Raw genomic sequence first — 22,092 nt, 5'->3', positions numbered from 1 at the left:
ATTGTGGCCGAAGCCGCCACCGGCGTTAACCGGCGGCGGCTCCTTCGGTTCCCCTCACCCCACGGCGGTCACTGTGCCCGCGCCGACCGTGCGGCCGCCCTCGCGGATCGCGAAGCCGAGGCCCTCCTCCAGCGGGAGGTCCCGGCCCAGCTCGACGGTCATGGTGACCCGGTCGCCGGGCAGCGCGATCGCGTCCTCGCCGAGGCCGATGTCGCCGACGACGTCCGCGGTGCGGATGTAGAACTGCGGCCGGTAGCCGGTGGTGATCGCCGTACGGCGGCCCCCCTCGGCGGCGGACAGCAGGTACACCTCCGCCGTGAAGCTCCGGCGCGGCGTGACGCTGCCCGGCGCGGCGACGACGTGCCCGCGGCGGACCGCGTCGCGGGGCACCCCGCGCAGCAGCAGCGCCACGTTGTCACCGGCCTCGGCGGACTCCATCGGCTTGCCGAAGGTCTCCAGCCCGGTGACGACCGTCTCGACGCCGGCGCCCAGCACCTCCACCCGGTCGCCGACGCGTACCGTGCCGCGTTCGACGGCTCCGGTGACGACGGTGCCGCGCCCGGTGATGGTCAGCGTGTTCTCGACCGGCATCAGGAACGGCGCGTCGAGATAGCGCACCGGCATCGGCACGAACGTGTCGACGGCGTCCAGCAACGCCTCGACGGCCGCCGTCCACCGCTCGTCGCCGCGCAGCGCGAGCAGCCCGGAGACGCGGACCACGGGCGCCCGGTCGCCCGGGTAGCCGTGGGCCGTGAGCAGCTCGCGTACCTCCAGCTCGACCAGGTCGGTCAGCTCGGGGTCCCCGGCGTCGGCCTTGTTGAGGGCGACGACGATGTGCTCGACCCCGACCTGCTTGGCGAGCAGAACGTGCTCGGCGGTCTGCGGCATGATCCCGTCGGTGGCGGAGACCACCAGGATCGCGCCGTCGAGCTGGGCCGCGCCGGTCACCATGTTCTTCACGAAGTCCGCGTGACCGGGCATGTCGACGTGCGCGTAGTGCCGCGTGCCGGTCTCGTACTCGACGTGCGCGATGTTGATGGTGATGCCGCGGTCGCGCTCCTCCGGCGCCCGGTCGATCCGGTCGAACGGGACGAAGGTGCCGGCGCCGCGGTCGGCGAGGACCTTGGTGATGGCGGCGGTCAGCGTCGTCTTGCCGTGGTCGACGTGACCCATGGTGCCGATGTTCAGATGCGGTTTGGTGCGGACGTAGGCCTGCTTGGCCATGATCGTTCCTCGCGGATCGCAGTGGATGCGCGGACCCCTCGGACCCGCCGACCCTCCCCCTGCGGGGTCCGCGGAAGAATCCGGGAAGGGTCAGCGTCGGGCGCCGTCTGCTGCTGCTGCGAAGAAGAAGTCCAGGGCAGCCTCCAGCGTGTCCGCGACTGCGGACAGAGCTGCGTGGAAGGCGTGCCGGAACATGCACCGATCTTGCGGTACGGGGATGCCCCGCGTCGAAGGGTTTTCCGCGGCTCAGAGGTTCTTGAGGGCCTCGCGCACCGACAGGGGCGACAGCTCGGCGCGGTGCTCGGCCACGAACAGGGCCACCGCCTCGGGGTCCGTTTTGGCGTATTCGCGCAGGCACCAGCCGATCGCCTTGCGGATGAAGAAGTCCGGGTGGCCGCTCTGTCGCAGGCAGTAGCCGAAGAGCCGTTCGGTGTCGGTGTCGGCCTTGAAGCGCAGCTGGTGCAGCAGCGCGGTGCGGGCGGTCCACAGATCGGGGTCGTCGATCCAGCGGTCCATCTCGCGCGCGAGCGCCCGGTCCGCGGCGACCAGCCCGCCCACCACGTGGGCGGCGAGCGCGTCGACGGTGTCCCACCACGAGTGCGTACGCACCAGATGGCGGGCGACGGGCAGGAAGCCGGACGACAGCCGCTTCACGTACCGGCGCAGATAGTCCACGGCGAAGTAGTGGTACTCCCGCTCCGGCAGCTCCCAGCAGCGCAGGGCGATCGCCGTCGCGTCCGCCTCGCCGGGGCGCGCCGTGCCCTCGAGCACCGTGCGGGACAGCTCCCTGCGCCGGGGCGTGGGGATGCCGAGGCAGGGGACGACGCCCCGCAGATACGCCTCCGTCGCGGCGGCCCGCTCCGGGTCCGCGGCGGCGGCGTAGACCGTCGTCAGCCGGGCGAGCACGGTGTCGGCGAGGGTGCTGGGCGGCGGCTGGGGGCTGCGGGAGGCCATGGGCGCACCGTAACCGTTCTGTACGGATTGAGGGCCGCATCACGGTAAGGGACCCGGGGTGTCGGTTACGCTCCCCCAATGCTGCCCGCCGCCGTCGCCTTTCTCGCCTCACCGAGGGCGCGATTGGCGCTGCTCGTCGCGCTGCTCGGGGGCGGGGCGAGCGCGGCGGTGGTCTGGCAGCCGCAGGACCTCCTCGCGGGCGGCGGACGTCCGTTCGCGCTCGCGGGGGCGGGCGCGGTGGCCCTGTTCGGGCTGCTGTACGGGGTGTGTACGGCGGCGTTCGTCCCGCGTCCGCTGCTGAACCTGGCGTCGGGGGCGCTGTTCGGACTGCAGGCGGGGCTGCTCGCGGCCGTGGCCGGGACGGTGATCGGCGCGGCCATCGCGTTCGGGCTGGGCCGGGGGCTGGGGCGCGGGGCGCTGCGGCCGCTGGTGCGCGGACGGTGGCTGACGGCGGCGGACGATCAGCTGAGCCGGCACGCGTTCCGGTCGGTGCTGGCGGCCCGGGTGTTCCCGGGGGTGCCGTTCGCCGCGGTGAACTACTGCGCGGCGGTCTCCCGGATGAGCGTGCTGCCGTTCCTGCTGGGTACGGGGCTGGGCTGTGTGCCGAACACCGCCGCGTACGTGCTGGCGGGAAGCGCCGCCGCCGACCCCGGCTCCGGGGCGTTCTACGCCGCGGCGGCGCTGTTCGCGCTGACCGCGGGCGGCGGGGCGGGGCTCGCCTGGTGGCGCCGGCGCCGCGGGCGTGCGGGCGGACCGGTGACCGACCCCGTGGACCAGCGGGCTCCGGTCAGGGCATAACATCATCACCTCATCCGCGTACTGCCCGCCCGATCCGAAGGACTGAGCAGCTCCCCCATGTCGTGGTTCGAATCAGTGATCCTCGGGCTCGTCCAGGGGCTGACGGAATTCCTGCCCATCTCCTCCAGCGGCCATCTGCGCCTCACCGCCGCGTTCGCCGGCTGGGAGGATCCCGGGGCGGCGTTCACGGCGATCAGCCAGATCGGCACCGAGACGGCGGTGCTGCTGTACTTCCGCAAGGACGTCGTACGGATCATCAGTGCCTGGTTCCGTTCACTCACCGACAAAGCCATGCGCGCGGACCCCGACGCCCGGATGGGCTGGCTGATCATCGTCGGGTCGATCCCGATCGGGGTGCTGGGGCTGACGTTCCAGGACGCCATCGAGGGTCCCTTCCGCGATCTGCGGCTGATCGGCACCACGCTCATAGTGATGGGCCTGCTGCTCGGCTACGCCGACTGGCGCGCCTCGAAGGACAGCGCGGGCGGCCGGCACCGGGCGCCGAAGCAGCGCAAGGAGCTGACGGACCTCACCACCCGCGACGGCCTGCTGTTCGGCTTCGCACAGGCCCTCGCCCTGGTCCCCGGCGTGTCCCGCTCCGGCGCCACCCTCACCGGCGGCCTCTTCCTGGGCTACAACCGTGAGGCGGCGGCCCGCTACTCCTTCCTCCTCGCGATGCCGGCGGTGCTCGCCTCGGGCGTGTTCGAGCTCAAGGAGGTCGCGAGCGAGCCGCACATATCGTGGGGGCCGATCATCGCGGGCACCCTGATCGCGTTCGGCGTCGGGTACGCCGTGATCGCCTGGCTCATGCAGTACATCACCACGAAGAGCTTCATGCCGTTCGTGATCTACCGCGTCCTGCTCGGCCTGCTCATCTTCGCCCTGGTGGGCTTCGGGGCACTCGAGCCGACGGCGGGCGACCCGGGACACTGACCTCCGGACAGGTGTCCTAGGGTTTGGGGAGCTTCGAACCGCGGTGCACGCGCCGCGTCGTTGACCGGTTTCACACACGCACTGGGAGGGGACAGTCATGACCGATGCCGACGCGGCACGTCAGGCGTTCAACAAGTTCGACCTCAACGGGGACGGGTTCGTCACCCCCGACGAGTTCAAGCAGGCCATGTCGGCCATGGGGGACCACACGTTCACGGTCGGGCAGGCCGAGGCCGTGCTGAACGCCAAGGACCAGAACGGCGACGGGCTGCTGTCCTTCGAGGAGTTCCTCGACGTGTACCACAAGGCCCAGGAGCACTGACGCGTCAGCCGTCCGCCGCCGGGCGCAGGCCGTCCGCGCCGGCGCCCCGGCTCAGCACGGCGTCGCTCACCCGTTCCCGTACGTCCGCGCTCGCCGGTACGAGGCGGAACGGCGGGCCCTGGTCGGACCGCTGGGCCAGGAACTCCGCCCGGGTGACCGTCCAGCGTCCGCCTCGCGGGGTGAACGTGAAGCGGGCGGCGGAGCCCTCGTTGCCCCGGTCGAGGCCGGGGACGAAGCTGGCGACCTGGTCGCCCAGGCCGTAGACGACCCAGGTGCCGTGGAGCTTCTCGTAGGCCTGCGGCACATGGTTGTGGGTGCCCAGCACCAGGTCGATGTCCTTGCGGCCGGCGGTGGCCGAGCGGGTCAGCCGCTCGGCCAGGCGCAGTTGCCGGCGGTCCGGCTCCCGCTGCCATTCCGTGCCCCAGTGCAGGCTCACCACCACCACGTCCGCCCCCGCCCGCCGGGCCGCGCAGGCGTCGGCGGCGATCCGCCGGGGGTCGAGCCGGTTGACCGCCCAGGTCTCGCCGCCCGGCGGCTCCAGATTGCTGAACGCGGTGTACGACAGGTGCGCCACCCTCGCCCCGCCCGCACGCAGCAGCGCCGGCCGCGCCGCCTCCCCGCGGGTACGGCCCGTCCCGGCGTGCGCCACGCCCGCCTCGTCCAGGGCCGCGAGCGTACGGCGCACCCCGTCCGTACCGCCGTCCAGCGCGTGGTTGGACGCGGTGGAGCAGCTGTCGTACCCCGTGTCACGCAGCGCCCCGGCCAGCTGCGGCGGCACGGAGAACACCGGGTATCCGGTGAACGGGCCCTCCGGCGCCCCGAACGGCGTCTCCAGATGGCACACCGCCAGATCCGCCGCCGCGACGGCGGGGCGCGCCCCGGCGAAGATCTTCCGGAAGTCGTAGCCCTCTCCCCCGGCGTCCGCCCGCGCCTGGTCCACGATCGACGGGTACGGGATGACGTCCCCGGTGGCCAGCAGGGTGAAGGCCCGCCCCGGCGGCCGGTGGTCGTCCCGCGCGGCCGGCGCCGGGCGCGGTGAGCCCGCCGCGGTGCACAGCGCCACCCCGGCGGCGACGGCCGCGGCCGACGCCAGCACCCGGCCCGTCGTCCGGCGCCGCTCCAGCATCCGCTCGCGCGCTCCCGCCCTGCCCCGTGCCATCCACGCCTCCGTAAGTGGTCCTCGCACAGGGTGCGCGGTGCCGGGCCCGTCCGCATCCCGGGGCGGCGGGAAGGGGGCCGGGCGGGTGACGCCTGCCCTCCGTTCGCCCCCTGTGCCTGCGCCGGACGTGTGGCCCACACTGGAGCGGTGATCTCCCGGCCCCGCCTCGCGCTGTCCCGCCGGCCCCGCCGGTCCCGCCGGTCCGGCCTGGACGCGGAGAGCCGCGACTCCCGGGACCGCGCGCCGTCCCCCTGGCCCCGGGCCTGCGGTGCCCTCCTCGCGGGCGCGCTGCCCGCGCTGGCGTTCCCCGCGCCCGCGTGGTGGTGGTTCGCGTACGTGGCCCTGGTGCCGTGGCTGCTGCTCCTGCGGTCGGCGCCCACCCCGCGGCGGGCCGCGCTCGAGGGGTGGCTGGGCGGGATCGGGTTCATGGCCGCCCAGCACCACTGGCTGGCGCCCAGCCTGCACGTCTTCCTCGTGGTGATCGCCGCGCTGCTGGGCGCGCTGTGGGCGCCGTGGGGGTGGCTGGTGCACCGGCTGCGCGACCGGGCGCCCGGATACGCGCTGGTGCTGGTGCCCGCCGGGTGGACGGTGGTCGAGCTGGTGCGGTCGTGGGAGTCCCTGGGCGGGCCGTGGGGGCTGCTGGGAGCGAGTCAGTGGCAGGTGCCGGCGCAACTGCGTGTCGCGTCGCTGGGCGGCGTGTGGCTGGTGGGACAGCTGGTGGTGGCCGCGAACACCGCGCTGGCGCTGCTCGTTTCGGCGCCCCGGGCCCGTACCGCCGCCGTCGTGGCGCTGGTCGCGGGGAGCGCCTTCGTCACCGCCTGCTCACTGTGGCTGCCGCGGCCGGAGGTCACCGGGGCGCTGCGGATCGCCGTGGTGCAGCCGGGGGTGATCCACGGGTACGAGGCGCGGTTCGACCGCGCCGAGGAACTGACCCGGCAACTGCCCACCGGGAGTCTGGACCTGGTGGTGTGGGGCGAGAGCAGCGTCGGCGCCGATCTCGCGGGGCGCCCGGACTTCGTCCGCCGGCTGGCGGCGCTCTCCCGGCGTACGGGCGCCGAACTGCTGGTCAACGTGGACGCGCGGCGCTCCGACAAGCCCGGCATCTACAAGAGTTCGATACTGATCGGCCCGGACGGCCGGATCCGCGGCCGCTACGACAAGATGCGGCTGGTGCCGTTCGGCGAGTACGTCCCCTTCCGCGGCGTCCTCGGCTGGGCCACCTCCGTCGGCCGCGCGGCCGGCGAGGACCGGCGGCGGGGCACCCGTCCCGTCGTCCTCACCCTGGCGGACGGGGTACGGGCCGGGCCGCTGGTGTGCTTCGAGTCGGCGTTCCCCGACATGAGCCGGCATCTGGTGCGCGAGGGCGCGGACGTGCTGGTCGTCCAGTCGTCGACCTCGACGTTCCAGCACAGCTGGGCGCCCGGCCAGCACGCCTCGCTCGCCGCGCTGCGGGCGGCGGAGACGGGCCGGCCGGTCGTGCACGCCACGCTCACCGGGGTGAGCGCCGTCTTCGGCCCCGGCGGGAAGCCGGCCGGCCCGCGGCTCGGCACCGACGACGCCGCCGCCACGGTGTACGACGTACCGCTGGCCGAGGGGACGACGGCGTACGTCCGCCTCGGCGACTGGGCGCTGTTCGCGGCGCCGGCGCTCCTCGCGCTCCACGCCGCCGGGGAGGTGCTCAGGCGGACTGCGCGAGGGCGCGCAGGACGACCTCCTCGCACAGGGCGTGCGTCAGCAGCGCGTCCCGGGCGCTGACCGTCTCCCCGTCGCGTACCGCGTCCAGGAACGCCAGCACGGCCTGCTCGATGCCGCGCTGGCGGGCCACGGGCACCCAGTCGCCGCGCCGGCGCACGCTCGGCTGGCCCTTGTGGTCGATGACGTCGGCGATGTTGCGCACCTCGCGCTTGGTGTCCTGGCCGGACAGCTCGAGGATCTCCTCCGTCGAGCCGGACAGCCGGTTCATGGCGCCGATCGCGGTGAAGCCGTCACCGGAGAGCTGCAGCACGACGTGGTGCATGAGGCCGTCGCGGATCCGGGCGCGGACGTCGATGTGGTCGGCGGGTCCGGGGAGCAGGAAGCGCAGGGTGTCGACGACGTGGATGAAGTCGTCGTACACCATGGCGCGCGGGTCCTCCGGCAGGCCCACCCGGTTCTTCTGCATGAGGATCAGCTCACGCGGGTGCTCCAGGCACTGCGCGTACGCCGGGGCGAGGCGGCGGTTGAAGCCGACCGTGAGGCCGACGCCCCGGTCCTCGGCGAGACGCACGAGGCGTTCGCAGGCGGCGAGGTCGTAGGCGAGGGGCTTGTCCACGTAGACCGGGACGCCGGCGTCGATCAGCCGGGTGGTGATCTCCTCGTGGACGTCGGTGGGGGCGTGCACGAACGCGGCGTCGAGACCCGCCTCGAGCAGGGAGTCCAGATCGGTGTGGCGGCGTGCCGCGGGGATGCCGTAGGTGTCGCCGACCTCGTCGAGGGTGGCCGGGGTGCGCGTCTGCAGGTGCAGCTCGAGTCCGGGCCGGGCGGTGAGCACCGGGAGGTATGCCTTCCGGGCGATGTCGCCGAGTCCGATCACGCCTGCTCTGAGCGGGGCGCTGCCGTGTGCCATCGTGAGGTCTCCCGTCTGCCTGCCTGGTGGGGCAGCTTACGGGGTGGCCCTGCCGGTCACGGAGGCTGCCCGCCCGCGCCGCTGACGGCGGGGCCCAGCCGGTCGATGGCGGCGCGGACGCATCGCCCGTACGCGTCGTCGCCCAGCCCCGCCGCCGTGTCGCGGGCCCGCTCCAGGGCGCGCCGGGCGTGCTCGGGGCGGCGCAGACGGACGTAGTCGGCGGCCAGGCTCAGATGAAGCGAGGGGTAGAAGGCGCGCACCGCCCGGTCCTCGGGGCCGTGCCCGCCGGTGGCGGCATGCAGGGCGCGCAGGTCCCAGGCGAGCCGGTCGTCGGGGTCCTCCTGGGTGCCGGCGAGGAAGTGCGCGAGGGTGCACCGGTGCAGGGCGGGGGCGCGGGCGTCGAGCTGGGCCCACAGGGCGGCCAGCCGCCGGCGGGCCTCCTCCCGGTCGCCGCCGCGGTGCAGCATGACGGCCTGGCCGATCCTCGTCATCACGGCGTCGTCGGCCAACGCGGGCTCCCGGGTGCTGTCGCGGCTGCTGTACGCGACGACGCTAACCGGGGGGCGCGGTGTTTTCGCTGAGGCTCGGGACGTGTCCGGGATCAGTCCGCCGGCCGCAGCGCGGTGGTGAGGAGATGGCCGCTGGCGCCGAGCAGCGCGGGGGCGGTCTCGACCTGACGCAGGGCGTGCAGCACGACGGCGCGGCGCTCCGGGTCGTCGAGGTGGCGGTCCATGCCGGGCATCAGCCAGGCCGTGCCCTCCAGGCCCCGGGTGACGACGTCCGTCAGTCCGGCCGCGGCGAACTCGCCGGGGATCTCGGCCGGGTCGTGGAAGTAGGCGGTGGTGAACAGCCGGAGCTCGGGGCCGCCCTGACAGCCGTCGACCAGGACGGCGTCGGTCATCCGGCGCACCTCGGGGTCGAAGTACCGGCCCCGGTGGAGGTTGTCGTTGAGCCCCGCGTACCGGCTGATCTCCGCTGCGGCCACCACTCCGCCCGGGCGCACCGCGCGGGCGGCCTCGCGCAGCGCCCGCAGGCGGTCGGCGCGCTCGGGGAGGTGGTAGAGGGGGCCGAGGAGCAGCACCGCGTCGTAGGCGGCGTCGGGGCAGTCCAGCCGGCGGGCGTCGCCGGTGCGGGCCGTGACGCCGGGCAGCGCGGCGGCCTGGGTGACGTGCAGCGGCACCGGGTCGATCAGGTCGACGGTCCAGCCGTCGGCGGCCAGCCACGCGGCGTGGGCGCCGGGACCGCCGCCGACGTCCAGGAGGCGGCCCGGCTGGGCGGGGAGGGTGCGGCGCAGGACGTCCTGGGTGCGCCAGAACTCGAGCCGGTTGCCCGCGTCGCTGCCCGGGTCCGTGCGCAGCCGGGCGTCCTCGTCGCCGCGCTCGTAGTAGGCGAGGATCGCCGGGTCGAATCCGCCGGGAGCGTCGAGGTCGGTCATGCGCGGATCCTCCTGGAACCGCGCACGACCGCTCAACCCGTTTTCCCCGCCCGGGCCTACTTCTTGGCCTTGAGGTCCGGGATCCGCCAGTCCACGGCCTCGTGGCCCTGGGCGGCGACCGCCTCGTCTATCTGCGTGAACGGCTTCGAGCCGAAGAACTTCTTCGCCGACAGCGGCGAGGGGTGCGCCCCCTCGACCACCACGTGCCGCTCGGTGTCGATGAGCCGCTTCTTCTTCTTGGCGTACGCGCCCCACAGCACGAACACCGCCGGGTCGGGCCGCTCGGCCACGGCCTTGATGACGGCGTCGGTGAACCGCTCCCAGCCCCGGTCCTTGTGCGAGTTGGCCTCGCCGGAGCGCACGGTCAGCACCGCGTTGAGCAGCAGCACGCCCTGCTGGGCCCACGGCATCAGATAGCCGTTGTCCGGGATCGGCAGGCCCGTCTCGGCGTGCAGCTCCTTGTAGATGTTGCGCAGGGACGGCGGGATGCGCACCCCCGGCCGCACCGAGAAGCACAGCCCGTGGCCCTGGCCCTCGCCGTGATACGGGTCCTGGCCCAGGACGAGCACCTTCACCCGGTCGAAGGGCGTCGCCTCCAGGGCCGCGAACACCTCGCCGCGCGGCGGGTACACCGGGCCCTTGGCCCGCTCCTCCTCCACGAACTCGGTGAGCTCCTTGAAGTAGGGCTGCTGGAGCTCCTCGCCGAGCACGCCCGCCCAGGACTCCGGGAGCGTGTCGGTCACGGCTGCATCCACGTGAACTTCCTTCCACTGCCGTTCAGTTTGTGACTGCCCCGACCGTACCCCCGGGCACCGACAATCCGGCGCCACCGGGGAATCAGAGGTCACCAGTCGAGCTTGTGCAGCTCCGACATCAGCATGATCGACGAGGGGTCCAGGCTCCACTCGATGCCGGCGACGTCCTCGTAGGAGGCCACGTACTGGCGGCCCTGCCACAGCGGGAGGAGCCGGACGTCCTCGGCGATGACCTCCTGCGCCCGGGCGAAGTACTGGGTCGTGCCGCCCCGGTCCGCCTCCTTGCGCGACAGCGGCAGCAGCGTACCGGTGATCTCGTCTGCCTCGTACGGGGTGCCCAGCGCGTTCTTCGGGCCGACGAACGGGGCGATGTAGTTGTCCGCGTCGGGGAAGTCGGGGAACCAGCCGCGGCCGAACACCGGGTACTCGCCGGCGTTGTAGCCCTCCTGGAACTCCTTCCAGGGCAGGCCCTTGATGGTGATGTCGAACAGCCCGGTGGAGTCGAGCTGGCGCTTGAGCTCCTTGAACTCGACGGCCGTGGACGTCCCGTACCGGTCGGTGGTGTACCAGAAGGTGAGCGGCACCGGCGTCTGCACCCCGGCGTCCGCCAGCAGCTTCGCCGCCTTCTCGCGGTTGGGCTCGCGGTAGATGTCGTAGAACGGCGTGGTGTGCGAGGCGATCCCGCGCGGCACCATCGAGTACAGCGGCTCCGACGTCCCGTCGTACACCCGGTGCACCAGCGCCTTGCGGTCGACGAGCTGGGCGATCGCCTTGCGGACGGCCGGGTCGGAGACCAGGTCGTGGCCGGCGTTCAGCACCAGGTAGTTGATCTCCGCGCCGACGACCTCGGTGAGCTTGACGCCGTCGACGACACCGCCGCCGTCGCTGAAGCGCCCGATGTGTTCGGCGGTCATCCCGCGGAACGTCAGGTCGAGCTTGTCGTCCATCAGCTCTTCCATCATCTTGTCGGAGGAGCCGTAGTACTTGATGGTCACGGACTTGTTCTTGAGCTTCTGCAGACCCTTGTAACCGGGGTTGGCCGAGAGCTCGGAGACCTCGCCCGGCTCGTACGACTCGAGGGTGTACGGCCCGGAGCCGATCAGCGGCTCGTCCTCGGGGCGGGCCTTGTCCGCGGGGTACTCGGCGGGGTCCACCAGGGCCGTCGCGGGAGTGGCGAGGATGAACGGGAAGGTGCTGTCCGGCTCCTTGAGGCGAAACGTCACCTGCTCGGTACCGGTGATCTTCACGGACTCGAGGTTGGCGAGCAGCGCGGCCGGACCGGTCTTCGCGTTGATCTTCACGATCCGGTCGAAGGTGTGCTTGACGGCGTCGACGTCCAGTGCGTTGCCGTTGGAGAACTTCAGGCCCTTGCGCAGGGTGCAGCTGTAGACGGTGCTCTTGCGGTCGTCGAACTGGCAGCGCTCGGCGGCCTCGGGCTCGGGGTCGGTGCTGCCGGTGGGGATGAACAGGAGCGTCTGGAACACGTTCCGGTACAGCTCCCATGAGCCGTCCCACGCCTTCGCCGGGTCCAGGGTGCTCGGGTAGCTCGTCGTGCCGACGGTTATGTGCTGTTCGCCGTCACCGCCGTCCGACGAGAGAACGCCGCATCCGGAGATCAGCACGGTCATCACCGTGCCCACAACCAGCGTCAGAGGCCTAACTCCGTAGAACACGCGCATGCTCCTCGCACCCACACCGTCGGACGTTGGTCGCAGACCCTACCGCAGTCCCCCGGGGCCTCGGCACGCAGGTCAGGACGGAGAAGGGCCGGTCGACGGGGCCTCTCGCGAGGTCCCTTCGACCGGCCCTTCTTTACCACTGCTTTACCGGCCGAAACGTCCGATCAGGGGATGCATCCCGATCCGGACGGCCGTGTGTACGCGCGCCTCAGACGCTCGCGTTGAGGAAGATCCCGCCGTCGATCACCAGGGTCTGACCGGTGATCCAGGCGGCCGCCGGCGAGGTCAGGAAGGCCGCCGCCCCGCCGATGTCCTCGGGCACGCCGAGCCGGCCCATCGGATAGCGCGCGATGACCTCCTCCTCGCGCCCCTCGTACAGCGCCGTGGCGAACTTCGTCTTCACCACGGCCGGGGCGATCGCGTTCACCCGCACCACCGGCGCGAACTCGTGCGCCAGCTGCAGGGTCAGGTTGATCATCGCCGCCTTGCTGATGCCGTACGGACCGACGAAGGGCGAGGCGTTCAGGCCCGCGACGGAGGCGATGTTGACGATCGTCCCGCCGTGCTGCGACTGCCAGGCCTTCCAGGTCCGCTGGGCGAAGCCCAGGGCGGAGATCACGTTGGTCTCGAAGACCTTGCGGGCGACGTTCAGGTCGACGTCCGCGATGGGGCCGAAGACCGGGTTGGTGCCCGCGTTGTTGACGAGGTGGTCGATGCGGCCGAAGGTCTCCATGGCCTGCTCGACGACGGCCGCCTGGTGCGCCTCGTCGTGCGCCTTGCCGGCGACGCCCAGGGCGTGCCCGGGGCCGCCGAGCTTCTCCACGGCCTCCTTCAGGGCGTCCTCGTTGCGGCCGGTGATCACGACCCGGTCGCCGCGCGCGACGATCGCCTGCGCGATGCCGAAGCCGATGCCGCGGCTGGCGCCCGTGACGAGGGCGACCTCGGTGCTGTTCTCGGTGGTCATGTCCGTCGCTCCGTCAGTTGAGGGGGCCGCCGGCCACATACAGCACCTGACCGGATACAAAGCCCGCCGCGTCGCCGGTGAAGAAGGCGATGGCGTTGGCGATGTCCTCCGGCTCGCCGACGCGCTTGACGGGGATGCCGTCGGCGCCGGCCTTCTTGAAGTCCTCGAAGCTCATGCCGATGCGGGCGGCGGTCTGGGCCGTCATCTCGGTGGCGATGAAGCCGGGGGCGACGGAGTTGGCGGTCACGCCGAACTTGCCGAGCTCCAGGGCCAGGGTCTTGGTGAAGCCCTGCAGGCCGGCCTTGGCGGCGGAGTAGTTGACCTGACCGCGGTTGCCGAGGGCGGAGGACGAGGAGAGGTTGACGATCCGGCCGAACTGGGCGTCCACCATGTACTTCTGGATCGCGCGGGTCATCAGGAACGAGCCCTTGAGGTGCACGTTCATGACGGTGTCCCAGTCGGCGTCCGTCATCTTGAAGAGCAGGTTGTCGCGGATGACGCCGGCGTTGTTGACGAGGATCGTCGGCGCGCCGAGCTCCTCGGCGACCCACGCCACGGCGGTCTCGACCTGCGCGGCGTCGGACACGTCGCAGCCGACCGCGAGCGCCTTGCCGCCGGCCGCGGTGATCGTGTCGACGGTGCCCTTGCAGGCCGCCTCGTCGAGGTCGATGACCGCGACGGCGCGGCCCTCGGCCGCCAGCCGGATCGCGGTCGCGGCGCCGATGCCGCGCGCGGCGCCGGTAACGATGGCGACTCTCTGCTCGGTGGTGGTCATGCTGGTGATCTCCTCGCCCTGGTGAGATGAGCAACCGCTTAGTAGGTACCTGGACGTGACGCTAGGAGTCCGCACGGTCACCTGTCAACGGTTGCCTTGGTCACCCCCGGCCGGTGTCGGCCGCCGGACCAGCAGATCGAGCAGCCGGTCCGCCTCGGCGTCCGGGTCCGGGGTGAGTCCGGTGTGTACGGGACCGGGCTGCACGACGGTGGAACGCGGTGCGACGAGCCAGCGGAACCGGCGGCCCGCGTCGTCCCCGGCGGCCTGACCCGCCCCGGCGCCGCCGCAGCAGACGCTCTCCACGGCGTGCAGGGCGGCCCGTACCCCGTCGACGTCGGCGTGCGGGTCCAGGGCCAGCAGCCGGTCGACGTCGAGGTCGGTGCGGGCGGCGACGAAGGAGCGGGCGCGGCAGTAGACCACCACGCCGGCGTTGATCCGCTCGCCCCGCTCGACGCGGGGGACGACGCGCAGGACGGCGTACTCGTACACGTCGCGTGCGACGTCGGCGGACCCGGTCACCGGGCGCTCCTCTTCGGCAGTTCGGTGGCGAGCCAGCCCGGCACCTGGGACGGCCGGTCCGCGGTGCGGGGGCCGAGCTTGATCCGGTCGTGGATGCCGGCCCTGGCCAGCAGCGCCTCCACGTACGCGCGGCGCAGGTCGTCGGTGGAGTCGAAGCCGGGTTCACCGGCGAGCCACTCGTCGGGGACGAGGGCGAGGACCTCGGTGAGCAGCGCGTCGGTGATCCGGGGGGCGAGGTCGGCCGCGGCGGCGTCGATGTCCGGGGCGAAGGAGGCGAGGACGTGGTCGGAGGCGTCGTAGGGCTTGCCGGCCGCGGCGGCGGCGCCGGGCCAGTTGTGGTGCCAGATCATGGTGGCGCCGTGGTCGATGAGCCACAGCTTGCCGTGCCAGACCAGCAGGTTCGGATTGCGCCAGGAGCGGTCGACGTTGTTGATCAGGGCGTCGAACCAGACGATCCGGCCGGCCTCGCCGGGGTCGGCCTCGTAGGCGAGGGGGTCGAAGCCGATGGACCCCGGCAGATAGTCCATCCCGAGGTTGAGGCCACCGCTGGCCTTGAGCAGGTCCTGGACCTCCTCGTCGGGCTCGGCCAGCCCGATCACGGGATCGAGCTGCAGCCGCACCAGATCGGGCACCCGCAGCCCCAGCCGCCGCCCCAGCTCACCGCAGACGACCTCGGCGACGAGGGTCTTGCGCCCCTGCCCGGCGCCGGTGAACTTCATGACGTAGGTGCCCAGGTCGTCGGCCTCGACGATCCCCGGGAGCGATCCCCCCTCGCGCAAGGGTGTGACATAGCGGGTGGCGATCCGTTCAGGCAGCATTTCCCTAGGCTATACGGCCGAGATACCTACGGATCCACGGCACACCCTGTTCGCCCTGCTCAAGGGCCGAAGCCCTCAAACAGGGCTGGGGAGAATCCGGGGAGAATCAGCCGGTGCCTGACTCCCCCAGCAGCAGGTCAACAGCCGTGCGACCCCGGCGTCCCGCCTCCGGCATGAAGTGCGCGTAGTAACCCAGCGTGATGGTCGGCGAGGAGTGGCCGACCCATTGCGCAAGCGTGACGACTGATTCGCCTGCCTCACGCACGAGAGAGGCGTAGGTGTGCCGCAGCACATGGAAGCCGTCGCGTGGGGCCGCCGCCCACTGCCAGGGCTTTGCCCCGGCGGGCCTCGGCGGGATGAGTCCGGCCCCGGCGAGAGCCGGTTTCCAGGTGTAGGTGTTCCAGGTGTTCACCGCGACCGCGTTGCCGAACCGCGCCTTCGAGGGCGTGGTGGGCCAGGCAGTAGCCGGCGGCCGCGCTCCAGCCGGGGGCGCTGACGGACTGGAGGATGTCGTGGATCCGGCGGGTGCGGTTGTGGTGCAGGTCCCGGACCGGGGCAAACGTGAGATCGATGGCGGCGGTCGCGTCCATGTGGGTCCTTCCAACGAGACTGGAGGCCGGGGGCCGGACCCCGAGGAGTCCGGCCCCCGGTGGTGCTCACCGGCAGTTCACCGCCGGCGTGGTGGCGTTCAGGCGTCGCTGCCGGTGGCGGGCTGGGTGGTCGTCCAGCCCTCGGCGGAGACGCTGGAGGTGTGGGCGGTCGCGCGGACGGGCTTGTCCTCGCCCCGCAGTCCGTCGACGGCCTTGAGGAACGTGTCGAAGAGGTCCATGGTGTTCGTCCTTTCGTACACGGTTGATGGGCCGTGCGTGTGTGGTCCCTGGATGGGGCGGGGGTGATCGTGCAGCGGGCACCGGGTCTCCTTCCTCACCTTGTGGTGCTGGTGGCCGCGTGGTGGGGCGCGGTGTCCGGGTCGGCCGTGTGCTGGAGTGCGCGGTGCAGTTCGCTCATCTCGGGCCGGTCGTTCGGCTCGGGGGCGAGGGCCGCGGTCAGCAGCGGGTGGAGTGTGGCGGGGGCGGTGGCCAGGCGGGAGTGGCCGTGGCGGGGGATGTCGGCGCAGAAATAGCGGTAGGTGAGGACGGCGAGGCTGAAGACGTCGGCGGCCGGGGTGGCTGTGCTGTAGGCGGTGGTGTACTCGGGGGGCCAGTGGACTTCCGGGGGCGGCCAGCGGGTCCGCGGGGGGTGTCGTGGCGGTGGGCGGCTCCGAGGTCGGTGGAGCAGGCCGCGGCCGTCGTGGATGAGGACGTTCCCCTGTTAGACGTCGCGGTGCACGATGCCGCGCTGGTACACGGTGTCCAGGCCGGCGGCAACGTCGGCCGTTACCCGCAGGCCGGTCGCGGTGTCGGCGCCGGTACGGGCGAGAAGAGGGCGGAAGCTGCCGCCGTTGCAGTGGGGCATCGTGTACCAGTCGAAGCGGTCGATGGTGCCGTCCTCCAGCAGGGGCACGATGTGTTCGGCGACGGAACACTCGCCGCCGTGGCACGGACGGACCTGGCCGACCCAGCAAGCTCGCCGGTCCGGCCGTCCGGGCCGGGGAGAGCGCGTGACCCGTGACGCCGGCGAACGGTTCGCGCTCGTACGGGCCCGAAGTCGCCGACGTGCGCCGGGTCATGCCTTCGGCGAAGCCCGAGACCACCGGGCGGTCTGCCGGAGCGGTCCGGAACCAGGCGCCGCCCGAGGGCGTGTTGACCTTCGGTGTGGTTGTCGGCATCACGTACAGGAGGTATTTCCGGACCAGTGCGGGGCGCTGCGGATCGCCGAGCGGCGCGACGGGCAGGACGACGGGCGTGTCATAGCCTGTGGGCCGCGCGGGCCGACGGTGCTGGTGGCGGTCCGCGGATGTCGGGAGTCGGTGGGATCCGCCGGATCCGCGGCTTCACCAGCGAGGGTGCCCTGGCCTGACTCGTACGGGCCGAGGATCCGGGCGACGGATGCGCGACCGGGCGGGGACCGGGAATACGCCGCGCTCCGTGGGCCCGGCCACCGGACAAGGTCATCCCCGTGACGGCGGTGACGGTCGATATCGGCGAGGAGGACACGACGATGCTGTTCCCACTTGTGCAGGACACGGTCTCGGATGCGGTCGCGATGAACCACGAGGAGGAGAACTGATGGGCGCCGAAGATCTGAAGATCGACGCGCAGTCGGTCAAGCTGATCCAGGACGGTGTGCGCGGTGCGATCGCCGAGCTCGGCGAGATCGGTGCCTCTGGGACGGGTAAGAACTTCGGCAAGGGATTCTCCGAGCTGGCTATGACGGGGATGGACGCCGGGCATCACGGACTGGCCACAACCTTCGAGGACTTCGCCGAACGCTGGGAATGGGGCGTACGGGCGCTGATCCTGGACGCCAACGTCATCTGCATGAAGCTGGGTATCGCGGCGGGCGTGCTCTGGGAGGAGGAGCAGTACATCGAGGGCACCTTCAAGATCGTCGTGAACGCGGCGATCGGCAACCCGCACGCCTCCGAGGAAGACGTCGTCAAGCAGGACTGGGGCGACACCTTCACCCCCGACTACCTCAGCCCCGACTACAGCGCGGAATCCTTCCGCAGGGCGGGCGACGACATCGGCCAGGCATGGAAGGACACCGGCCGGGCCCTGGTCACCGAGGGCAACGGGGGCCGGCAGGCGGAGATGATGAACGATCTGCTGGGTGTCGACCAGGAGGCGTTCGACCGTGCGGTGGACGACGTGTACGGCCCCTCCCCGGAGGAACGGGTACAGCAGCAGGGCGGTGAGTGACCGGGCCGGCGCGGCCGGTCGTCCGGGTGCGGATCTCCGCGGGCCGGCGGTACGGTCCCGTGCCGTATCCCCAGGAACCAGACCCCATCGGCGTACGTCATGGGGGATGACGACGGCACTGACGACTGATGGCTTGAGACCGACACGGGGGACAGGAGCTGGCCGGTGGGCATCGGTGACTTCATACCGGATTCGTTGGAGGACGCCGCCGAGAGCACCACCGAGTGGCTCGGCGACCGGATCGAGGACGGCGGCGATATCGTCGCCGATGGCCTCGACGACATGGGCTGGCAGTCCGGCGCGGACTGGGTACGCGAGAACTCCCGCGCCCTCGCCAACCAGATGGGCGCCCAGGTCGACGAGCTGCAGCTGGGGCAGACCAAGGATCCGAAGCAGCTGATCCACGGCAACGCGGAGAAACTGCGCACACACGCCACGAACCTGCGGGACATGGCCCAGTCGTTCAGCAATGTCGCCCAAGGGCTGAAAGGCCTGGACTCCTCGCACATCAAGGGCCGGGCGGCGGACGCCTTCCGCGACTCCGTCAGCATCGAACCCCCGAAGTGGCTCAAAGGCGCCGACGCGTTCCTCAAGGCCGCGGGCGCGCTGGAGCAGTTCGCCGGGACGGTGCTCTGGGCGCAAGGCCGGGCGCAGGTGGCGCTGGACACGTTCGAGCGCGGCATGCGCGCCTCCGACGCGTACGAGGAGAAGCGCACCGCGTACAACGACGCCGTCGACCGCTACAACAAGCAGCCCGAGGAATCCCGCGACCCGGCTTCCCTCCCCGCCCGCCCGTCGGCGGTGAATCCGGGGATCGCCCTCATGAACGAGGCGCAGGAGATCCTCACCGAGGCCCGCAAGCAGCGCAACACGGCAGCCGAGTCGGCCGCTTCCGCCGTCGACGCGGCGGCGTCCACGGCCCCGCCGAAGCCGGATTACGGCGAGCAGGTCAAGGACGGGATGATGGAAATCCCCTCGCAGTACCTGCATCTCAACGCCGGTGCCGTCAAGGGCATCACGGGAATCACGACCTTCGTCCGGATGATCAATCCGACCGACCCGTACAACATCACCCACCCCGCCGAGTACGCGACCTCGCTGAACAGCACGGTCACCGGTATGCTCCGGGCCGCCAACGATCCCTGGGGCACCGGGCGCCAGATGGTCACGGACTTCATGAAGGACCCGGCCGAGGGCTTCGGCCGCCTCATCCCGGACATCGCGCTCACCATCGCCACCGACGGTGCCGGGGCCGGCGTCAGGGTCGTACGGCTGGCGGACGACGTGTCCGACGCCGCCAAGGACGCCAACCGGGCCCGCCGGGCGGTGGACGACCTCCCCGGCGGGCACAACAAGCCGGACCGCAGACGCGTCTGCAACGGCACCGACCCGGTGGACCTGGCCACGGGCCGGATGTTCCTGCCCCAGACGGACGTGAGCCTCCCGGGCGCACTGCCCCTGGAATTCACCCGCCGGGTGGAGTCCGGCTACGGCCTGGGCCGGTTCTTCGGCCCGTCGTGGTCGTCCGTGGTCGACGAACGGCTGCTGGTGGACGCGCACGGCGTCGTCCACGTAACGGCGGACGGCCTGCTGGTGACCTACCCGCATCCCGTGCCCGGAACGCCGACCGGGCCGGAGACGGGTGCGTGGCGGACGGTGCTGGAACGCGACGCCATCGGGGACTACCGGCTGACCGACCGCGACACCGGCCTGGTCACGTACTTCCCCGGGCCGGACGGCGGCGACCCCGGCTCGGACGGCGCGGCCTGGCTGGCGGAGAAAGCCGACCGCAACGGGCACCGGATCACGATCGACCGCGACCCGGAGGGCACCCCCCTCGCCCTGGTCCACTCAGGCGGCTATCACCTGCGCCTGACCACCTCCAACGGCCTGATCACCGCCCTCGACCTGGGCACCACACCCGTCATGCGCTACGGCTACACCGGCGGGAACCTCACCGCCGTCATCAGACCGTCGGGCGCCACGACCACCTTCGTGTACGACGACGAGCGCAGGATCACCGCGTGGACCGACTCCAACCGGCGCCGCTACGACTACGTGTACGACGACCGGCACCGGGTGATCGCCGAAGGCGGCGAAGCCGGCCACTTCCAGATCACCCTCCGCTACGGCGACCCCGACCCGGACACCGGCGAACGTGTCACCGAACTGACCACCGCCGCCGGCCACACCACCCGACACCGTGTGGACTCCCGGTGCAACGTCCTGGCCACCACGGATCCGCTGGGCCACACCACCTCGTACACCTACGACCCGGCCGGACGGCCGCTGACCCGCACCGACCCACTCGGGCACACCACGTCGTACACCTACGACGACGGCCTGCTCACCGGCGTCCTCCGGCCGGACGGCACCCGGACCAGCACCAGGTACGACGCCCTCGGCTGCCCCGTCGAGCTGACCGGCCCCGACGGGGCCGTCCGCCGCCAGGAATTCGACGAGCGGGGCAATCTGCTCCGGCACACCGACCCGGCCGGGCACACCACCGTCTTCACGTACGACGCCCACGGCCACCCGGCGTCCGTGGCCGATCCGCTGGATGCGGTCACCCTGCTGCGCTGCGACGCCGCCGGGCTGCCGGCCGGATTCACGGACCCGTGCGGCGGCGAGGGCAGCACCATGCGCGACGCCTTCGGCCGCCCGACGCTGATCACCGGGCCCGACGGTGGGATCACCGCCCTGGAGTGGACCGCGGACGGCTACCCGGCGCGCCGGACCGCACCGGACGGCTCGGCGGAACGGTGGACGTGGGACGGCGAGGGGAACTGCACCGCATACACCGGCGCGACCGGAGCGACGACGCTCTTCGAGTACGGCCACTTCGACCAGCTCACGGCCCGCACGGAGTCCGACGGCGCGCGCTATGAGTTCGACCACGACGCCGAGCTCCGGCTCACCCGCGTCACCAACCCGCAGGGCCTGACCTGGACGTACGAACACGACGCGGCGGGTCGGACGATCGCCGAGACGGACTTCGACGGCCGCGGTTTCCGCTACGAACCGGATGCCGCCGGCCGGCTCGTGACCCGGACGACACCACTCGGCGACACGATCGGCTTCACCTACGACGAACTGGGCCGCACCATCCGCAAGGACGCCGCTGGCGCCGTCACGACGTACAGCTACGACCCGGCCGGCCGGCTGATCCACGCCGGCGGTCCGGACGGCGAGCTCATCCGCCAGTACGACCGCCGCGGGCTGCTGAAGACCGAACTGTCCGGCGGTCACGCCATGACCCACGCCTGGAACGCCGCCGGCCGCCGCACCCGCCGTACCACGCCCTCCGGCCACGTCACCACGTACACCTACGACCCGGCGGGCCGCCCGGCGACCGTCACCACCGGCGACCGCGAACTGCGCTACACCCGCGACCTCTCCGGGAGGGAGGTCACCCGCGACTGGGACGGCGTGATCACTCAGAGATCCGTCTGGGACATCGCCGGCCGGCTCACCGAGCAACACCTGACGGCGGGTGCACGCGCCGTGAACCGCCGGGATTACACCTACCGTCCCGACGGACATCTGGCAGCCGTCGGGGACACCCTGCGCGGTCTGCAGCGCTTCGACCTCGACAGCGCGGGCCGGGTGACCGCCGTCACCGCCGACCGCTGGACCGAGCGCTACGCGTACGACACGGCCGGCAACCAGACGGCCGCCGCCTGGCAGGGCCACCCGGGCGGCGCGGAAGACCAGGGCGCACGCGCCTACACGGCCACCCGCATCGAACGGGCGGGCGCCAACCGCTACACCCACGACGCCGCGGGCCGCCTGATCACACGCACCAGAACCCGGCTGTCACGCAAACCCGATGCCTGGCACTTCCGTTACACCGCCGACGACCGGCTGCGGGAGGTCACCACACCCGACGGCACCCGGTGGCGCTACACCTACGACCCACTGGGCCGCCGCACCAGCAAGCAGCGGCTGGCCGGCGACGGCACCGTCGCCGAGCGGACCGACTTCGCCTGGGACGGCAGAACCCTGTGCGAACAGACCACCGCCGGACTCGCAACGACCTGGGACCACCAGGGACACACACCCGTCGCCCAGACCGAACGCCGGCAGGGCACCGATGCCCGGTTCTTCGCCATCGCCACCGACCTGATCGGCACCCCCACCGAACTCATCGACGAAGCCGGCACCATCGCCTGGCGCACCCGCAGCACCCTGTGGGGCACCACCACCTGGCACCGCTCCGCAACGGCCTACACCCCGCTACGTCACCCCGGCCAGTACTACGACCCCGAAACGGGCCTCCACTACAACCACCACCGCTACTACGACCCCACCACCGCCCGCTACACCACCCCCGACCCCCTCGGTCTCGCCC

At 72.0% G+C, this 22,092-nt stretch carries 21 protein-coding genes; 6 read left to right on the top strand and 15 right to left on the bottom strand.

The features are described 5' to 3' along the window. Window positions 1-54: 54 nt before the first annotated feature. A complete protein-coding gene (gene tuf / locus SRB5_RS03595; RefSeq protein WP_153449969.1) occupies window positions 55-1,224 on the bottom strand; it encodes an elongation factor Tu in 1,170 nt (389 codons plus the stop codon). Window positions 1,225-1,470: 246 nt separating this feature from the next. Continuing rightward, window positions 1,471-2,178 carry a DNA alkylation repair protein gene (locus SRB5_RS03590; RefSeq protein ID WP_153449968.1) on the bottom strand — a complete coding sequence of 236 codons (708 nt, stop codon included), beginning with the start codon at window positions 2,176-2,178 and terminating at the stop codon, window positions 1,471-1,473. A 78-nt stretch (window positions 2,179-2,256) separates the two neighbouring features. Here SRB5_RS03590 and SRB5_RS03585 point away from each other — a divergent pair, with 78 nt between their 5' ends. From SRB5_RS03585 to SRB5_RS03575, 3 genes are all read left to right on the top strand, one after another. Next, complete coding sequence (locus SRB5_RS03585) at window positions 2,257-2,976, top strand: TVP38/TMEM64 family protein (protein WP_153449967.1); 720 nt, start codon at window positions 2,257-2,259, stop codon at window positions 2,974-2,976. Between the two features lie 57 nt (window positions 2,977-3,033). After that, complete coding sequence (locus SRB5_RS03580) at window positions 3,034-3,909, top strand: undecaprenyl-diphosphate phosphatase (protein ID WP_153449966.1); 876 nt, start codon at window positions 3,034-3,036, stop codon at window positions 3,907-3,909. A 97-nt stretch (window positions 3,910-4,006) separates the two neighbouring features. Continuing rightward, window positions 4,007-4,231 carry an EF-hand domain-containing protein gene (locus SRB5_RS03575; protein ID WP_153449965.1) on the top strand — a complete coding sequence of 75 codons (225 nt, stop codon included), beginning with the start codon at window positions 4,007-4,009 and terminating at the stop codon, window positions 4,229-4,231. A 4-nt stretch (window positions 4,232-4,235) separates the two neighbouring features. Here the strand turns inward: SRB5_RS03575 and SRB5_RS03570 are convergent, their stop codons facing one another. After that, window positions 4,236-5,390, bottom strand: coding sequence for a CapA family protein (locus SRB5_RS03570; protein WP_228389772.1), 1,155 nt, complete (start codon window positions 5,388-5,390; stop codon window positions 4,236-4,238). Between the two features lie 207 nt (window positions 5,391-5,597). Between SRB5_RS03570 and lnt the strand changes: the two genes are divergently transcribed. Further along, window positions 5,598-7,145, top strand: a complete 1,548-nt coding sequence (gene lnt / locus SRB5_RS03565) for an apolipoprotein N-acyltransferase (RefSeq protein WP_194292849.1) — start codon at window positions 5,598-5,600, stop codon at window positions 7,143-7,145. Here the strand turns inward: lnt and SRB5_RS03560 are convergent. The 12 genes from SRB5_RS03560 to SRB5_RS03505 form a co-directional block, all read right to left on the bottom strand. After that, entirely contained in the window at window positions 7,069-7,995 is a 927-nt protein-coding gene (locus tag SRB5_RS03560; RefSeq protein ID WP_153449964.1) for a Gfo/Idh/MocA family protein, read from the bottom strand. The genes lnt and SRB5_RS03560 overlap by 77 nt on opposite strands. Window positions 7,996-8,051: 56 nt before the next feature. After that, window positions 8,052-8,486, bottom strand: coding sequence for a hypothetical protein (locus tag SRB5_RS03555; RefSeq protein WP_153450360.1), 435 nt, complete (start codon window positions 8,484-8,486; stop codon window positions 8,052-8,054). A 110-nt stretch (window positions 8,487-8,596) separates the two neighbouring features. Then, complete coding sequence (locus SRB5_RS03550) at window positions 8,597-9,430, bottom strand: class I SAM-dependent methyltransferase (RefSeq protein WP_153449963.1); 834 nt, start codon at window positions 9,428-9,430, stop codon at window positions 8,597-8,599. Window positions 9,431-9,486: 56 nt separating this feature from the next. After that, entirely contained in the window at window positions 9,487-10,173 is a 687-nt protein-coding gene (gene ung / locus SRB5_RS03545) for a uracil-DNA glycosylase (protein ID WP_323376968.1), read from the bottom strand. A gap of 101 nt (window positions 10,174-10,274) precedes the next feature. Beyond that, on the bottom strand, window positions 10,275-11,864 hold the full coding sequence (locus SRB5_RS03540) for an ABC transporter substrate-binding protein (RefSeq protein ID WP_153449962.1): 1,590 nt from the start codon (window positions 11,862-11,864) through the stop codon (window positions 10,275-10,277). A gap of 208 nt (window positions 11,865-12,072) precedes the next feature. Beyond that, the gene (locus tag SRB5_RS03535; protein WP_153449961.1) at window positions 12,073-12,828 is read right to left on the bottom strand and encodes an SDR family oxidoreductase; all 756 of its coding nucleotides are present in this window, start codon (window positions 12,826-12,828) and stop codon (window positions 12,073-12,075) included. Window positions 12,829-12,841: 13 nt separating this feature from the next. After that, a complete protein-coding gene (gene fabG / locus SRB5_RS03530; protein WP_153449960.1) occupies window positions 12,842-13,603 on the bottom strand; it encodes a 3-oxoacyl-ACP reductase FabG in 762 nt (253 codons plus the stop codon). 84 nt (window positions 13,604-13,687) lie between these two features. Beyond that, entirely contained in the window at window positions 13,688-14,122 is a 435-nt protein-coding gene (locus tag SRB5_RS03525; protein ID WP_323376966.1) for a DUF3037 domain-containing protein, read from the bottom strand. Then, a complete protein-coding gene (locus tag SRB5_RS03520) occupies window positions 14,119-14,940 on the bottom strand; it encodes a HipA family kinase (RefSeq protein ID WP_153449958.1) in 822 nt (273 codons plus the stop codon). The genes SRB5_RS03525 and SRB5_RS03520 overlap by 4 nt, the downstream gene beginning before the upstream one ends. Window positions 14,941-15,046: 106 nt before the next feature. Then, window positions 15,047-15,352 (bottom strand): site-specific integrase, encoded by a 306-nt coding sequence (locus tag SRB5_RS03515; RefSeq protein WP_407703873.1) that lies wholly within the window; start codon window positions 15,350-15,352, stop codon window positions 15,047-15,049. A gap of 276 nt (window positions 15,353-15,628) precedes the next feature. After that, a complete protein-coding gene (locus SRB5_RS03510; protein ID WP_153449957.1) occupies window positions 15,629-15,769 on the bottom strand; it encodes a hypothetical protein in 141 nt (46 codons plus the stop codon). A gap of 482 nt (window positions 15,770-16,251) precedes the next feature. Next, a complete protein-coding gene (locus SRB5_RS03505) occupies window positions 16,252-16,443 on the bottom strand; it encodes a hypothetical protein (protein WP_153449956.1) in 192 nt (63 codons plus the stop codon). 665 nt (window positions 16,444-17,108) lie between these two features. Here SRB5_RS03505 and SRB5_RS03500 point away from each other — a divergent pair. Further along, the gene (locus tag SRB5_RS03500) at window positions 17,109-17,741 is read left to right on the top strand and encodes a hypothetical protein (RefSeq protein WP_153449955.1); all 633 of its coding nucleotides are present in this window, start codon (window positions 17,109-17,111) and stop codon (window positions 17,739-17,741) included. Window positions 17,742-17,906: 165 nt separating this feature from the next. Beyond that, the coding region (locus SRB5_RS03495) for a putative T7SS-secreted protein (protein ID WP_323376964.1) at window positions 17,907-22,092 on the top strand (4,186 nt) is incomplete at its 3' end.

Source organism: Streptomyces smaragdinus, assembly GCF_009604385.1.
In the GTDB taxonomy this organism is placed as follows: domain Bacteria; phylum Actinomycetota; class Actinomycetes; order Streptomycetales; family Streptomycetaceae; genus Streptomyces; species Streptomyces smaragdinus.
The sequence above is the reverse complement of the archived record's forward strand: the minus strand, read 5'-3'. Positions and strand labels throughout refer to the sequence as shown.

Excerpts from the sequence above, each read along its gene's own strand:
- SRB5_RS03585 (WP_153449967.1), top strand. The coding sequence starts at position 2,257 with ATGCTGCCCGCCGCCGTCGCCTTTCTCGCCTCACCGAGGGCGCGATTG.
- SRB5_RS03570 (WP_228389772.1), bottom strand. The coding sequence starts at position 5,390 with ATGGCACGGGGCAGGGCGGGAGCGCGCGAGCGGATGCTGGAGCGGCGC.
- SRB5_RS03540 (WP_153449962.1), bottom strand. The coding sequence starts at position 11,864 with ATGCGCGTGTTCTACGGAGTTAGGCCTCTGACGCTGGTTGTGGGCACG.
- SRB5_RS03560 (WP_153449964.1), bottom strand. The coding sequence starts at position 7,995 with ATGGCACACGGCAGCGCCCCGCTCAGAGCAGGCGTGATCGGACTCGGC.
- fabG (WP_153449960.1), bottom strand. The coding sequence starts at position 13,603 with ATGACCACCACCGAGCAGAGAGTCGCCATCGTTACCGGCGCCGCGCGC.
- SRB5_RS03520 (WP_153449958.1), bottom strand. The coding sequence starts at position 14,940 with ATGCTGCCTGAACGGATCGCCACCCGCTATGTCACACCCTTGCGCGAG.
- tuf (WP_153449969.1), bottom strand. The coding sequence starts at position 1,224 with ATGGCCAAGCAGGCCTACGTCCGCACCAAACCGCATCTGAACATCGGC.
- SRB5_RS03535 (WP_153449961.1), bottom strand. The coding sequence starts at position 12,828 with ATGACCACCGAGAACAGCACCGAGGTCGCCCTCGTCACGGGCGCCAGC.
- SRB5_RS03575 (WP_153449965.1), top strand. The coding sequence starts at position 4,007 with ATGACCGATGCCGACGCGGCACGTCAGGCGTTCAACAAGTTCGACCTC.
- SRB5_RS03590 (WP_153449968.1), bottom strand. The coding sequence starts at position 2,178 with ATGGCCTCCCGCAGCCCCCAGCCGCCGCCCAGCACCCTCGCCGACACC.
- SRB5_RS03500 (WP_153449955.1), top strand. The coding sequence starts at position 17,109 with ATGGGCGCCGAAGATCTGAAGATCGACGCGCAGTCGGTCAAGCTGATC.
- SRB5_RS03510 (WP_153449957.1), bottom strand. The coding sequence starts at position 15,769 with ATGGACCTCTTCGACACGTTCCTCAAGGCCGTCGACGGACTGCGGGGC.
- SRB5_RS03580 (WP_153449966.1), top strand. The coding sequence starts at position 3,034 with ATGTCGTGGTTCGAATCAGTGATCCTCGGGCTCGTCCAGGGGCTGACG.
- SRB5_RS03550 (WP_153449963.1), bottom strand. The coding sequence starts at position 9,430 with ATGACCGACCTCGACGCTCCCGGCGGATTCGACCCGGCGATCCTCGCC.
- SRB5_RS03555 (WP_153450360.1), bottom strand. The coding sequence starts at position 8,486 with ATGACGAGGATCGGCCAGGCCGTCATGCTGCACCGCGGCGGCGACCGG.